Origin of the sequence: Microvirga sp. Mcv34, assembly GCF_024519725.1 — a bacterium.
Lineage (GTDB): Bacteria > Pseudomonadota > Alphaproteobacteria > Rhizobiales > Beijerinckiaceae > Microvirga.
On the sequence record NZ_JALJRK010000003.1, the window covers coordinates 193936 to 207960 of the forward strand.

The window sequence follows — 14025 nt, forward strand, 5'->3', positions numbered from 1 at the left end:
TCTCGAAGGATCATCCAGTGCGCGCTGGAAGCTCCTTCGAGACGCAGCCTGGCGGCTGCTCCTCAGGATGAGGATGGAGCGTCGGCAATGGAGACGCGGAAGGCCGATCGAGTCTAGCCATTTCGGAAACACCACGCATGCGCACCATTCCTGAAAACCTCGCCGCCCATATGGCCGATGGGGCGACGACGCTTTGCCATTGCTGGAAGCTGATCCGGCGCGACGGCGCAATTCTCGGCTTCACCGATCACGACCGCGATCTCTCCTTCGGCGGCACCGTCTACGCCGCGCGAACCGGGTTGGAGGCTGCGGAGGTCACGGCCGAACTCGGCTTTGCCGTCGGCGGCGGCGAGGTGTCGGGCGCCCTCGTGTCCGCCGGTCTTACGGAGGACGACATCGCGTCGGGCCGCTACGACGATGCGAGCGTCGAAACCTGGCTCGTCAACTGGAACAACGTGGAGGAACGCCTGCTCCTCGACATCGGCTCCATCGGCGAAATTCGCCGCGCCGACGGCGGCTTCGTGGCCGAGGTGAGGGGGCTCATGCACCGTTTCGACGAGGAACGCGGCCGCCTGTTCCGCGCCACGTGCTCGGCGGATCTCGGCGACACGCGATGCGGCATCAATCTCGCTTCGTCCACTTATGGCCAGGTCGGCACGGTCACGGCGACGGACGGCGCCCTGACCCTCGCGGCTTCCGGCATCGGCTTTTCGGACGGCTGGTGCACGGCCGGACAGCTCACATGGATGAGCGGCGCCAATGCCGGCCTGTCGGTGGAGATCAAGGTGCACCGCGCGATCAACGGCACGGACGAGTTCGACCTCTGGCAGCGCGCGTCGCGGGCCATCGGGGTCGGCGACACGTTCCGCGTGACGGCCGGTTGCGACAAGACCCACGCCACCTGCCGGTCGAAATTTAAAAACGTCGTGAACTTCCGCGGTTTCCCGCACATGCCCGGCAACGACTTCATCATCCGCATGCCGCAGCAGGGCGAGCCGGGCCTCGACGGCGGGAGCTTCTTCCGATGAGCCCCCTCAAGGGGAGGGGGCTCCCGCACGCGATCATGAACATGCCCCAACATCACATCATCCTCACCGAGGCCCGGTCCTGGATCGGCACGCCTTACCGGCACCAGGCATCGCTCAAGGGCGTCGGCTGCGATTGCCTCGGTCTCCTGCGTGGTGTCTGGCGCGGCGTCATGGGCCGCGAGCCCAAGCTGCCGCCGCCTTACTCGCCCGATTGGGCCGAGGCCGGGGCCGATACGCTCGTGGCCGCGGCCCGAAAATACCTCGTCGAGATCTCATGCGACGAGTTCGCGGCGGGCGACGTGCTGCTGTTCCGCTGGCGCGCGACCATGCCGGCCAAGCACTGCGCCATCGCGACCTCGTCCGACGCCATGATCCACGCCCATGACGGCGCGTCGGTCGCCGAGGTCGCGTTCCATCCCTGGTGGCGGCGCCACCTGGCTTACGCCTTTCGCTTTCCGGAACCACATTGATGGCCACAATCGTACTTCAAACCGTCGGCGCCGCGGTCGGCGGCATGGTCGGCGGGCCCCTCGGGGCCATGGCCGGACGGGCGCTCGGCGCGCTCGCGGGCGCGGCCATCGACAACGCCCTGTTCAGCGGCGACAGCTCCAAGCATGTGGAGGGTCCGCGCCTCAAGGACATCGATGGCCTCACATCGACGGAAGGCGCGCCGATCCCGCGCGTCTACGGCCGCGCGCGCATCGGCGGCCAGCTCATCTGGGCGACGCGGCTTGAGGAGGTGGCGAATACCGACCGTTCGAGCCAGGGCGGCAAGGGCATGGGCGGGCAGAAGACCACCACGACGACCTTCTCCTATTTCGCCAATCTTGCGGTCGGCCTGTGCGAGGGCCGTATCGGGTATATCCGCCGCGTCTGGGCCGATGGGCGCGAGCTCGATCTGAGCACCATCACCATGCGGGTGCATGCGGGGAGCGAGACGCAGAGCGCCGATCCGCTGATCGTCGCGAAGGAAGGCGCGCAGCGCGCCCCGGCTTATCGCGGGCTGGCCTATGTGGTGTTCGAGCGCCTGCCGCTTGCGGATTTCGGCAACCGCGTGCCGCAATTTTCCTTCGAGGTGGTTCGTCCCGTGGACGGGCTCAACCGCATGATCCGGGCCGTCTGCCTCATCCCCGGCGCCAGCGAGTTCGGCTACGACACGCTGCCCGTGACACAGGTTCTCGACCTCGGGAAGACCCGACCGGAGAACCGGCACCAGATGCAGCGCGACACCGACGTGGCGGCATCGCTTGATGCTCTGCAGGCGCTGTGCCCGAACCTCAAGCGCGTGTCGCTGGTGGTGAGTTGGTTCGGCGACGACCTGCGCGCCGGATCCTGCCTCATCGAGCCGCGCGTGGACGTGAAGACCAAGGCTAATGACGGCGCCGCCTGGTCCGTGGCGGGCGTGACACGCGCGGAGGCGAAGGCGGTGTCGCTCGCGGGCGGCTCCCCGGCCTATGGCGGCACACCCTCGGACGAATCCGTGAAGCGCCTGATCCGCAATCTCAAGGCGCGCGGGCTCGAAGTGGTGCTCTATCCCTTCGTGATGATGGATGTGCCCGCGGGTAACGATCTTCCCGACCCTTACGGCGGCACGGGCCAGCCGGCCTATCCCTGGCGCGGACGCATCACCTGTCATCCGGCGCCGGGCCGGAGCGGCTCGCCCGATGGAACGGCGGCGGCGGCCACGCAGGTGGACCAATGGTTCACGCGCTCTTCCGGTTTCAACCGCATGGTCCTGCACTATGCCGAGCTCGCCGAGCAGGCGGGCGGCGTCCACGGCTTCATCCTGGGGAGCGAGCTCGTCGGCTTGACTCGCGTGCGCTCGGCCTCAGGCGTCTACCCGGCCGTCGCGCGGCTCAAGGCGCTCGCGGGTGAAGTCCGCGACATCCTGCGCGCCTCCACGAAGATCGTCTATGCGGCGGACTGGACGGAATACGGCGCCCATGTGCTCGACGGTGGCAACGAGGTGCGCTTCCCCCTCGATCCGCTCTTCGCCAGCAACGATATCGATGCGGTCGGGATCGACTATTATCCGCCGATTTCGGATTGGCGCGACGGTCCCAACCATGCCGACCTGTCGGTGGCCCGCAACGTCTACGACGTTGATTACCTGCGTGCGCGGCTGGGTAGCGGCGAGGCCTTCGACTGGCATTATGCCAACGCCTCCGAGCGGGCCGCGCAGGCGCGACGGCCGATCACTGACGGGGCTTACGGAAAGCCGTGGATCTTCCGGGCGAAGGATCTGGTGTCCTGGTGGTCGAACCGTCACGTGGAGCGCGTGAACGGCGTCGAGACCGGAGCGACGTCCTGGCTCTCGCAATCGAAGCCGATCTGGCTCACCGAGATCGGCGTTCCGGCCGTGGACAAGGGCGCGAACGGCCCGAACGTTTTCCCCGATCCGAAGTCGTCGGAATCGGCCTATCCGCCGTTCTCGCGCGGCGTGCGTGACGACCTCGTTCAGGCGCGCACGCTCGAGGCGATCCTGTCGCGGTTCGATCCGGCCCAGAGAGGTTTTCTCGCGGAGTACAATCCGACATCGCCGTCCTACAATGGACGCATGGTGGACCCGGACAACGTCTTCGTCTGGGCCTGGGACGCGCGTCCCTATCCGGCTTTTCCCGATTTCGACAGCGTTTGGGCCGATGGAGGTAATTGGGAAACCGGGCACTGGATCACCGGTCGCATCGAGGGCGCGACGCTCGACCGGCTGATCGCGCGCATTCTGCGGGATTACGGGCTCAATGATCCCGGCGCCATTCCCGTCGACGGCTTCGTGGACGGCTACGTGATCGACCGGCCCATGTCTGTGCGCGGCGCGGTGGAGCCGCTGCTGCGCCTCTTCGGCGTCGACACGGTCGCGCGTGGCGGCGGCATCGCGTGGCAGGGGCGCGGCGGTCGCGCGGTCGTGCATCTCACGAAGGACGATTTCGTGCTCGGCGACAAGGAGCCGTCGCTCAAGCTCACCCGCGCGCAGGAAACCGAACTGCCCCAGCAGGTGGAGGTCGGTTTCATCGAAGGCGATGCGGATTACCGCCGGGCCGCCGTGGCCTCGCGCCGGCTCTCCGGTTCGAGTCGCCGTGAGGCGAGGGCGGATTGCGCCGTCATCACCCGCCGTGCGGAGGCGCAGCGCCTCGCCGATACCTGGCTGCAGGATCTGTGGGCCGGGCGCGAAGGAGCGGAGTTCGAACTGTCGCCCCGGCGCATGGAGCTGGAGCCGGGCGACGTGATTGCGGTACCGACCGATGCGGGCGGGAAGCTGCATCGCATCACGCGCATCGCGGACGGCCCGACGCGGAAGATCAGCACCCGGGCCGTGGAACCGGCCGTCTTCGAGCGGCCGGGCTTCCCCAACGAGAAACCCATCAAGCGTCCGCCACCAGTGCCGGGCAAGCCCGCCGTCGTGGTGCTCGATCTGCCGGCGGCGTTCGGCGACCCCGCGCCGTTGCAATACGTCGCCGTGGCGGCCGATCCCTGGCCCGGCGCCATGACGATCTGGCGATCCGGGAGCGGGACGAGCTTCACGCCTCTGCGCGTTCTCGGCCTGCCGGCCATGATCGGGCGCACGAAGACCACCCTTATGCCGGGGCCGCTCTGGCGCTGGGATCCGTCCGCCGTGTTCGACGTGGAGGTATCCTCGGGCGCCCTGAGCGCCATCGACGACGAGGCTGTTCTGGGCGGCCGCAACCTCTTCGCCCTGCAAGGCCCGGATGGCCGGTGGGAGATTCTGTCCGCCGCGCGTGCGGAACTGATCGGCGAGCGCACTTACCGCCTCTCGCGGTTCCTGCGCGGGCTTGCCGGATCCGAGCCGGAGGCTGGCCGCGCCGTGCCGGCGGGCGCTCTCCTGGTGAAGCTCGACGAGGCCGTGGTGCCGCTCACCACGAGCCTGCAGGATCTGGGCCAGACTTGGCGCTACAGGATCGGGCCCTCGGGTCGCGACCACGCAGATCCTGCCGCCGCCGAGGTCGCCGCAACGGTCGGGCGTGACGCTCTCAGGCCCCTCAGTCCGATCCAGATCTCGGGCCATCGCGAACCCGGCGGCGTCCGCCTTCAATGGGCGCGTCGCGCACGCCGCAACGGCGACGGCTGGGACGCGATCGAGGTTCCGCTCGACGAGGATGCGGAACTCTATGAGATCGACATTCTCAAGGGTGGCGCGGTCGTGAGGACGCTGATGAGCGCGCAACAATCCATCGTCTACGACGATGCCGAGGAGACGGCCGATTTCGGAGCGCCCCAATCCACGCTCAGTCTTCGCATCGCCCAAATGAGCGCTGTGGCCGGGCGAGGCTTCGAGCGTCACGCGACAATCGTCGTCCGCTGACCTCGGAATGAAGCTCACCACGTCATGGCCGGACTTGTCCCGGCCATGCCGATACTCGGAAGCGTTGCACTCTTCCGATCGAGGTCACCGCCACAAGGCCGGTAACGATGAGTGAGGGCATGTCCCCGGCGATTTTTATATTTCCGATCAGAGAAGAATCCATCCCATGTCGACGACACCCCATCTCGCCCTGCCGCTTCTCGCGGCCGCGCAGGCGCAGAAGCACGTCACCCACAACGAAGCGCTCGCATCCCTCGATGCGCTTGTCCAGCTCTCGGTCAGGGAGCGCAACCGCGCCGCCCCGCCGGCATCGCCCGCCGAGGGAGACCGCTATCTTGTCGGAGGCGACGCGACCGGCGCCTTCGCCGCTCGAGAGGGCGAGGTCGCCCTCTTCGATCTCGGAAGCTGGCGCTTCTTCACGCCCAATCTGGGATGGCTGACTTACATCGAGGCGGAAGATCTGTTCGTCGTCTTCGACGGCGCTGAATGGAAGCCCTTCGGGACGGTGCCCGACGTGATCGACAACCTGCAGCGCCTCGGGCTCGGCACGACGGCCGACGATCTCAACCGCCTGTCGGTGAAGCTCAACGCGGCGCTCTTTACCGCGCTCGGCGCTGATGACGGCGGCACGGGGGACCTGCGCCTCGTGCTCAACAAGAGCACGGAATCCGATGTCCTGTCGCAACTCTATCAGCGCGGGTACAGCGGACGCGCGGAGACCGGCCTGATCGGCAACGACGATTTCCGCATCCGGGTCTCGGCCGACGGGAGCACTTGGCGGGATGCGCTGCTAGTGGATCACGGGACGGGTGTCGCGTCCTTTCCCTGCGGCATCGCCAACGTGCCGGGATCGAACCTCCTGATCAACTCCGCCTTTCTCGTGAATCAGCGCAGGTTCCCGGGCGGTGCTCTCGGGGCGGGCATCTACGGTTACGACCGATGGAAAGGCGGGCCGGGCGGCTGCACCCTCGGCGTCGCGGCGGACGGCACGATCACCCTCTCCGGAGCGCTCGACCAGGTGATCGACGTTGCCCAGGCGGCCGCCGAGTACGGCATGGCGAGTTTCGCGGGCGCGAGCCTGACGCTCTCCCTAGAGGATCTCTCGGAGCCCTTGCCGGTTTCCATCGGGTCGAAGGCCGCCACGATTCCTGCGGGAAGCGGGCGGCGCTCGGCGAGCGTGACGCTCGATGGATCGGAGACGGGCAACCTCACGGTCCGCCTCCAGCCCTCGGCCGCCTGTACCTTCAAGCGCGCGAAGCTGGAAGTCGGAACCTTCGCGACGCCCTGGGTCGGCGTCCCGCTCGACGTGGAGGAGTTCCGCTGCCGCCGCTATTACCAGCGCCTCGCCGTCAGCGGCGGAGCGCCTGCGATCGTGGGCGCGCTCGGGCAGCGCGCGTCCACCACCATCATCGATCTACCCTATACGCTGCCCGTGCCCATGAGAGCCGATCCGGCCGTGATCACGAGCGGGTTCACCTGGGCGAACGGCTTTCCGGCCGGCAACCAGATCGGCTTCTACAACAACAGCGGATCGGCCTGGGTCTCACTTTCGGGAACTCTGACGGCAACGACGCTGACGGGCGCCGGTTCATCGGCCGTCGTGCTGAGGCTGCAGGCTAGCGTGTCCTTCAGCGGCGTCGCCGGTGCGGTCGGCCATCTCTATGTCGGCCATCAGGCCTTCATCGCCCTCCAGGCCGAACTCTGAGGAACGCGCATGAATGCTTCTCTATCGCGCTTCGAAACGGCCGTCGATCATGTGCTCACGCACGAAGGTGGGTTCGTTCAGCACTCCCGGGATCCGGGCGGCGCGACCAAGTTCGGCATCACCCGTGAAACCCTTTCCCGGACGAAAGGCCGCCCGGCATCGGTCACCGACATCCGCCGCCTCTCCCGGCAGGAGGCGATCTCCCTTTATCGACGACTTTACTGGGATGTGGTGCGCGCCGAAGCGCTTCCGCCGGGGCTCGACCTCGCCGTCTTCGATCTGGCGGTCAATTCCGGGCCCCGGCGGGCCGTGACGATGCTGCAGGCCTCCCTCGGGATCGAGGCGGACGGGATCGTCGGGCCGGTCACGCTGGGCGCGGCCCGCGAGGCCGATGTCCCGGCGACGATCCGCCGTCTCACGAAAGCCCGCCTGGGCTTTCTCGGCCGCCTTGCCACCTGGCCGGTCTTCGGCCGGGGCTGGCGCCGGCGCGTCCTCGCCGTCGAGCATGAGGCTCTCCGGCTCGCATCTCTTCCGTCCTCTTCATCAAGGAATACCTGACATGTTCGATACCAAGACCATCCTGGCCAGCCGCACCGTCTGGGCCAATCTCATCGGCCTCGCGGCCCTCCTTCTCGGCCTCTTCGGCTTCGACGGTTCGGCCCTTGTCACCGGGGCCTTCGAGGAAGCCTTCGTGCAGCTCATCGCGGCTGCAAGCTTCATCGCCTCGACCGTTTTCCGCATCCTGGCGACGAAACAGATTCTGAATTAGAAGCATTTTCAAGCGGATGAGGCCGATTTCCTGGCACGAAATCGGCCTCCGAAGCATTCAGAATTTGTTCATTGCGGCAAGGTCATGGTCGATTCATGCGTCTGGTTTGGCTGGTCATAGCATTGTGGGGGGTGACGGGGGCGGCGTTCGCGCAGAGCCCTGCGGCTGCCCTGAAGAACTGTCTGCCGCCGCGAGAGATGCAGGAGGCCGTGGCCGCCAAAGGCGTCGTCGCACCGGCTTCCGCCGTGATGACGGCGCGGCGCCAAGTGCCGGGAGCGGATGTGGTCCGGGCCAGCCTGTGCCGCAACAGCAATGATCTTGTCTATGTGATCTCGGTCCTGCAAAAGGACGGTCGCATCGTGCAAGTGATGATCGAGGGCGCTTCCGGGCGCGTGAAATCGGTCCGCTAGCGTATCGCGCGAGCCCTTCGGGCCGCGCCCGTGACAGCGGATCCGGCTCTCGCGCCCGAGAACGGCCAACAAAGGAAATTCACCATCGGGGCGATCCGATGCTCTAGGGGAAGCTCGAACCGTGCGCCTACTCGTTGTCGAGGACGACAGAACCCTCAATAAGCAGATCGTGACTGCCCTTGAGCAGGCAGGCTATGCGGTGGATACCGCCATGGACGGCGAGGAAGGCCAGTTCCTCGGGGAGACCGAGCCCTACGATGCCATCATCCTCGACCTCGGTCTTCCCAAGGTCGACGGCGTGTCGGTCCTGACCGCCTGGCGCCGCGACGGGCGCAAGACTCCGGTGATCATCCTCACCGCCCGCGACCGCTGGAGCGACAAGGTTCAGGGCTTCGACGCGGGAGCCGACGACTATGTCACGAAGCCCTTCCATATGGAGGAGCTTCTCGCCCGCGTCCGCGCGCTGCTTCGGCGCTCGGCCGGCCATGCCACGAGTGAAATCGCCTGCGGCCCCGTGAAGCTCGATACCCGCTCCGGCCGCGTGGCCGTGGACGGCAACCCGGTGAAGCTCACATCCCACGAGTACCGGCTCCTGTCCTACCTCATGCACCATACCGGCCGCATCGTCTCGCGGGGCGAGTTGACCGAGCATCTCTACGACCAGGATTTCGACCGGGATTCGAACACCATCGAAGTCTTCATCGGCCGCCTGCGCAAGAAGCTCGGGGTCGACATCATCCAGACCGTGCGAGGCTTGGGCTACCTCCTCGACGCGGGCCAGACCAAGACGTGACCCGCCTGCCGCCGTTCGTGCGCCGCTTCGCTAGCCGGCCGATCGCGGTCCGGCTCGCGGTTTCCTCCGTCTTCTGGAGCTTCGTGATCCTGCTGATCGCGGGGCTCATCCTCTCGACGCTCTATCGCGACAACACGGAGCGCGCATTCGACCAGCGGCTCCTCGTCTATGCCAATACGCTCGCGTCCAACCTCGTCGGGCCCGGCGACCCGGACCGGGACCTCGGCCCCATCGGCGATCCGCGCTTCGAGCTGCCCCTGTCCGGCTGGTACTGGCAGGTGGCGCGGCCCAATGCGGCTTTGGGCGAGATCCGCTCCTCGAAATCCCTTTTCGGTGGGCAACTGCCGAGCCTCGCAACCGGCGATAACCGCTTCGGCCAGATCCGCCGCGGTTACGGCAAGGCCCCGGACGACCGCAACCTCCGCATCATCGAGCGTGATATCGATCTCGGCGAAGATGGGCGTTACATCATCCGGGTCGCAGGTCCCGCCGACGAGATCGAGGGGGCTGTGCGGGATTTCATCTTCGCGCTTACGGTCACCTTCTCGTTGCTCGGAATGGGCCTGGGCTTCACGACTCTGCTGCAGATCCGCTTCGGACTGCGTCCTCTCGCCAATCTCCGCAGTGCGCTCGGGGCGATCCGTCGGGGCGAGGCGGAACGAATCGCCGGCGAATATCCCCGCGACATTTCCCCGCTCGCCAGCGAGCTGAACCTGCTCCTCGACACCAACCGCGAGATCCTGGAGCGCGCCCGCACGCAGGTCGGCAATCTCGCCCATGCGCTCAAGACGCCGCTCAGCATCATCATGAACGAAGCCGAGAACGCGCCCGATGATGTCGCCGCCAAGGTCCGTGAGCAGGCGACGACGATGCGCGATCAGGTCAACTACTACCTCGACCGCGCCCGCGCGGCGGCGCTTGCGGGGACGCTCGGCACGCTCACCGAAGCCGAGCCCGTCGTCGCGGGCCTCGCGCGGACCTTCGCCAAGATCTACCGGGACAAGGACCTGGAAGTCGAATTGGCCATTCCGTCGGATCTGCGCTTTCGCGGCGAGAAGCAGGATCTGGAAGAAATGGCCGGCAATCTCATCGACAATGCGGCCAAATGGGCTGCCCACAAGGTGGTGGTGTCGGCTGAAATCCTGCGCGACGACGACCGGCCCCGCTTCCGCCTGCTCATCGACGATGATGGGCCCGGATTGCCGGAGGCGGCGCGCGAGGAGGTGCTCAAGCGCGGTCGCCGCCTCGACGAAACCAAGCCCGGCTCGGGCCTTGGCCTGTCCATCGTAAGCGATCTGGCGGCCCTCTATCGCGGCACCTTGCGGCTGGACGCCTCTCCCGCGGGCGGGCTTCGGGCCATCCTCGAACTCCCCGGGGATAGGAGTTCTGCTTAGGGACATTTACGCGTGACACCGTGCCACCGTCGTGCTTGAGGAAGACACGCAGTAAATAGGACTTTATGGTGATCTGGATCATTCTCCTGGCGATGACGGCGGCGGCCGTGATGGCGGTGCTTTGGCCGCTATCGCGTCATTACGCCGTGGCACGGCAGGTGGATCCGGACACGCAGTTCTACCGCGAGCAGATTTCCGAGATCGAGCGCGACCTAGCGCGCGGCGTGCTGCTGCCCGCCGAGGCCGAGGCTGCCAAGACGGAAGCCGGACGGCGTCTCCTGCGGGCGACGGGCCTGCATGGCGAGACGTTCACCGCCGTCGGAGAGCCGGCCCTGCGCCGCCGCCGCGCCGCTTCGACCCTGGCCCTCTCGATCATCCCGATCCTGGCGCTCGCCACCTACGAGATCTATGGCTCGCCGCAATCGCTGGGCCAGCCCGCCGCCGCGCCGGCGTCGCAGCAGGCCGGCAATGTCGACCTGATGACGGCCGTGGCCCAGATCGAATCGCATCTGGCGAAGAACCCGCAGGACGGCCGCGGCTGGGAGGTGATCGCGCCGGTCTACCTTCGCATGGGGCGCATCGACGATGCCGCGAAGGCCTATGAGGCCGCGGTCCGCTATCTGCCGCCGAACGCGGAACGTTTCGCGAATTACGGCGAGGTTCTGGTGATGACCAACGACGGCCTCGTGTCGGATGAAGCTCAGGCGGCCTTCGAGCAGGCCGTCAAGCTCGACTCCGGGTCGCCGAAGGCGCGGTTCTATCTCGCCCGCGCGGCCGTGCAGGACGGGCAGGTAGAGAAGGCCAAGGCGGCCTATGCGGAGCTTCTGTCCTCCTCGCCGCCCAACGCTCCCTGGGCCGAGGCCGTGAAGCAGGAACTCGCCGCCCTCGGCGCGCCTCAGGCAGCGGGCCCGGCCGGTGCACCGCAGATCGGCCCTGAGGCGATTGCCGGCATGGTGGCGGGCCTCGCCAGCCGCCTGGAGGCTCAGGGCGGCACCGCGGAGGAATGGGCGCGACTGATGCGCTCCTATGCGGTTCTGGGCCAGCGTGATAAAGCCGTTGCTGCTGCCCGACGCGCCCGGGAGTCATTGGCGCAGGACAAAGACGCCTTGAAGACCATCGATATGATGGCGCAGGAACTGAAACTGACCGACGCTCAGCCATGACGAGAAAACAACGCCGCTTGACCCTGATCGGAGTCGCAGGATGTGTCCTGGCGATTGCGCTTGGTCTCGTGCTCTACGCCATGAACGACACGATCGTATTCTTCAATTCCCCTGCTGACATCCAGGCGAAGAACGTGCAGCCCGGCACGCGCATCCGCCTTGGCGGCCTGGTCAAGGAAGGCTCCGTCCAGCGCGGTTCCGACCAGCAGATCAGCTTCGAGGTCGTGGACGCCCATGCGGCCATCCAGGTGAGCTACAAGGGCCTGCTGCCCGATCTTTTCCGCGAAGGGCAGGGGATCGTGGCCGAGGGCGTGCTCGTGAGCCCCAGCATGTTCCGGGCCGATTCCGTTCTCGCCAAGCACGACGAGAACTACATGCCCCGCGAGGTGGCCGACACCTTGAAGAAGCAGGGGCATTGGATGGGCGAGGCCGATGCCGCGCCCAAGACGCAGTAAGGTAACGCAGTAGCAAGGGAGATCCCTCGTGTTGGTCGAGGCCGGACATTTCGCACTCGCGCTGGCGCTGGGGTTGTCACTGATCCAGTTCATCGTGCCGCTCTGGGGCGCACGCGCCAACGATCCCGTGCTCATGGCGGTCGCGCCGACGAGCGCGCTCGCCGTGCTCGCCTGCATCGGGTTCTCGTTCTTGGCGCTGACCTTCGCCTATCTGAACTCCGACTTCTCGGTCCTCAACGTCGTCCAGAACTCCCATTCGGCTAAGCCGATGATCTACAAGATCTCCGGCGTGTGGGGGAACCACGAAGGGTCCATGCTGCTCTGGGTGCTGATCCTCGCACTCTTTGGCGGCGTGGTGGCCCTGGCGAGAAACAACATTCCTCTGCGGTTGCAGGCGAATACGCTCGCGGTGCAGGCGTCCATCACCATCGCGTTCCTGCTCTTCATCTTCACCACGTCGAACCCTTTCACGCGCGTCATTCCGGCCCCACCCGAGGGGCAGGACCTGAACCCGCTGCTGCAGGATCCCGGCCTCGCGATCCATCCGCCGCTGCTCTACATCGGCTATGTGGGCTTCTCGATCTCCTTCGCCTTCGCCTGCGCGGCCCTGATCGACGGGCGCATCGACGCGGTCTGGGCCCGGATCGTGAGACCCTGGACGCTCGGGGCCTGGGCGTTCCTGACGCTCGGCATCGCCATGGGCTCCTACTGGGCCTATTACGAGCTCGGCTGGGGCGGCTGGTGGTTCTGGGATCCGGTGGAGAACGCCTCGCTCATGCCGTGGCTCGCCGGCACCGCGCTCGTGCATTCCACCGTCGTGATGGAAAAGCGCGATGCCCTGAAGGTCTGGACGATCCTTCTCGCCATCCTGACCTTCTCGCTGTCGCTTCTCGGCACCTTCCTGGTCCGCTCCGGTGTGCTCACCTCCGTGCATTCCTTCGCCGTCGATCCGGAACGCGGGACGTTCATCCTCGGCATCCTGATCCTGTTCATCGGCGGGTCGCTGGCGCTCTTCGCCTGGCGCGCGCCGATGCTCCGGCAGGGCGGCCTGTTCGCGCCGGTGTCCCGCGAGGGCGCGCTCGTCCTCAACAATCTCTTCCTCGCCAGCGCCTGCGCCACCGTGTTCATCGGCACGCTTTATCCGCTCGCCCTGGAGGTTCTGACCGGCGAGAAGATCTCGGTCGGCGCGCCGTTCTTCAACTTCACCTTCCTGCCGCTGATCGTTCCGCTGCTGCTGCTCCTGCCGCTCGGCCAGACGCTCGCCTGGAAGCGCGGCAACTTCCTCGGCACCGCCCAGCGCCTCTATACGGTGTTCGGCGTCGCGCTCGTGGCCGCCCTCGCCATGTACGCCTTCCAGCATGGCGGGCCGGTCGCGGCGCCGCTCGGCGTAGGGCTGGGCGTCTATCTGGTGCTCGGCTCCCTCAACGAGATCGTCACCCGGTCCTGGTCCAAGGGCACAACCCTGTCCGTCGCCTGGCGGAAAGCGCGCGGTTTGCCGCGCTCGGCATGGGGAACGGCGATCGCCCATGCGGGCGTGGGCCTGACGGTCATCGGCATTGCCGCGACCGCCTGGGGCGTCGAGGCCATCGGCAGCCTGAAGCCCGGCGAGCGCCTCAAGGCGGGCGATTACGAAGTGCGGCTCGAGCGGGTGACGCCGCGCGTCGAGGCGAACTATCGCGAGGATGTGGCGCTCCTGACGGTCATCGGCTCCGGCCGCGAGCTTGGGACGATCGAGACCATGAAGCGGCTCTACGTGACCCGCGGCATGCCGACGACGGAGGCGGGCATCATGACCATCGGGCTCGGACAGGTCTATGCCAGCGTCGGCGAGATCCAGGCGGACGGGTCCATCGGCATGAGGCTCTATCACAAGCCGCTGGTCCTGCTCATCTGGATCGGTTCGCTCGTCATGGCGGCGGGCGGCGCCCTGTCGCTCACGGATCGGCGCCTGCGCATCGGCGCGCCGGCCCGTGCCAAGGTCGTGCCG

Annotated in this window: 12 protein-coding genes; all 12 read left to right on the top strand. The window is 67.0% G+C overall.

Translation table 11 applies throughout. The features are described 5' to 3' along the window. Nucleotides 1-137 precede the first annotated feature (137 nt). Entirely contained in the window at nucleotides 138-1028 is an 891-nt protein-coding gene (locus OC446_RS03485) for a DUF2163 domain-containing protein (RefSeq protein ID WP_262027653.1), read from the top strand. A gap of 41 nt (nucleotides 1029-1069) precedes the next feature. Then, a complete protein-coding gene (locus OC446_RS03490) occupies nucleotides 1070-1498 on the top strand; it encodes an NlpC/P60 family protein (RefSeq protein WP_262027654.1) in 429 nt (142 codons plus the stop codon). Then, a complete protein-coding gene (locus tag OC446_RS03495; RefSeq protein WP_262027655.1) occupies nucleotides 1498-5349 on the top strand; it encodes a glycoside hydrolase/phage tail family protein in 3852 nt (1283 codons plus the stop codon). The genes OC446_RS03490 and OC446_RS03495 overlap by 1 nt, the downstream gene beginning before the upstream one ends. 166 nt (nucleotides 5350-5515) lie before the next feature. Then, nucleotides 5516-7054, top strand: coding sequence for a DUF2793 domain-containing protein (locus OC446_RS03500; RefSeq protein ID WP_262027656.1), 1539 nt, complete (start codon nucleotides 5516-5518; stop codon nucleotides 7052-7054). A 9-nt stretch (nucleotides 7055-7063) separates the two neighbouring features. Further along, nucleotides 7064-7612, top strand: a complete 549-nt coding sequence (locus OC446_RS03505; protein ID WP_262027657.1) for a glycoside hydrolase family 108 protein — start codon at nucleotides 7064-7066, stop codon at nucleotides 7610-7612. A 1-nt stretch (nucleotide 7613) separates the two neighbouring features. After that, nucleotides 7614-7823: a hypothetical protein gene (locus tag OC446_RS03510; protein WP_262027658.1), complete on the top strand. Its 210-nt coding sequence runs from the start codon at nucleotides 7614-7616 to the stop codon at nucleotides 7821-7823. Between the two features lie 95 nt (nucleotides 7824-7918). After that, nucleotides 7919-8233 carry a PepSY domain-containing protein gene (locus tag OC446_RS03515; protein ID WP_262027659.1) on the top strand — a complete coding sequence of 105 codons (315 nt, stop codon included), beginning with the start codon at nucleotides 7919-7921 and terminating at the stop codon, nucleotides 8231-8233. 121 nt (nucleotides 8234-8354) lie between these two features. Further along, nucleotides 8355-9026: a response regulator transcription factor gene (locus OC446_RS03520; protein ID WP_181053469.1), complete on the top strand. Its 672-nt coding sequence runs from the start codon at nucleotides 8355-8357 to the stop codon at nucleotides 9024-9026. Beyond that, complete coding sequence (locus OC446_RS03525; RefSeq protein WP_262027660.1) at nucleotides 9023-10420, top strand: sensor histidine kinase; 1398 nt, start codon at nucleotides 9023-9025, stop codon at nucleotides 10418-10420. The genes OC446_RS03520 and OC446_RS03525 overlap by 4 nt, the downstream gene beginning before the upstream one ends. A 65-nt stretch (nucleotides 10421-10485) precedes the next feature. Continuing rightward, the gene (ccmI, locus tag OC446_RS03530) at nucleotides 10486-11583 is read left to right on the top strand and encodes a c-type cytochrome biogenesis protein CcmI (protein WP_262027661.1); all 1098 of its coding nucleotides are present in this window, start codon (nucleotides 10486-10488) and stop codon (nucleotides 11581-11583) included. Further along, nucleotides 11580-12038: a cytochrome c maturation protein CcmE gene (gene ccmE / locus OC446_RS03535; RefSeq protein ID WP_262027662.1), complete on the top strand. Its 459-nt coding sequence runs from the start codon at nucleotides 11580-11582 to the stop codon at nucleotides 12036-12038. The genes ccmI and ccmE overlap by 4 nt, the downstream gene beginning before the upstream one ends. Nucleotides 12039-12066: 28 nt before the next feature. After that, nucleotides 12067-14025, top strand: a 1959-nt coding sequence (locus OC446_RS03540) for a heme lyase CcmF/NrfE family subunit (protein WP_262027663.1), incomplete at its 3' end; no start/stop codon positions are given.

What these genes read in the sequence shown, in the direction of transcription:
- OC446_RS03485 (WP_262027653.1), top strand. Translation starts at nt 138, where the DNA reads ATGCGCACCATTCCTGAAAACCTCGCCGCCCATATGGCCGATGGGGCG.
- OC446_RS03490 (WP_262027654.1), top strand. Translation starts at nt 1,070, where the DNA reads ATGCCCCAACATCACATCATCCTCACCGAGGCCCGGTCCTGGATCGGC.
- OC446_RS03495 (WP_262027655.1), top strand. Translation starts at nt 1,498, where the DNA reads ATGGCCACAATCGTACTTCAAACCGTCGGCGCCGCGGTCGGCGGCATG.
- OC446_RS03500 (WP_262027656.1), top strand. Translation starts at nt 5,516, where the DNA reads ATGTCGACGACACCCCATCTCGCCCTGCCGCTTCTCGCGGCCGCGCAG.
- OC446_RS03505 (WP_262027657.1), top strand. Translation starts at nt 7,064, where the DNA reads ATGAATGCTTCTCTATCGCGCTTCGAAACGGCCGTCGATCATGTGCTC.
- OC446_RS03510 (WP_262027658.1), top strand. Translation starts at nt 7,614, where the DNA reads ATGTTCGATACCAAGACCATCCTGGCCAGCCGCACCGTCTGGGCCAAT.
- OC446_RS03515 (WP_262027659.1), top strand. Translation starts at nt 7,919, where the DNA reads ATGCGTCTGGTTTGGCTGGTCATAGCATTGTGGGGGGTGACGGGGGCG.
- ccmI (WP_262027661.1), top strand. Translation starts at nt 10,486, where the DNA reads ATGGTGATCTGGATCATTCTCCTGGCGATGACGGCGGCGGCCGTGATG.
- ccmE (WP_262027662.1), top strand. Translation starts at nt 11,580, where the DNA reads ATGACGAGAAAACAACGCCGCTTGACCCTGATCGGAGTCGCAGGATGT.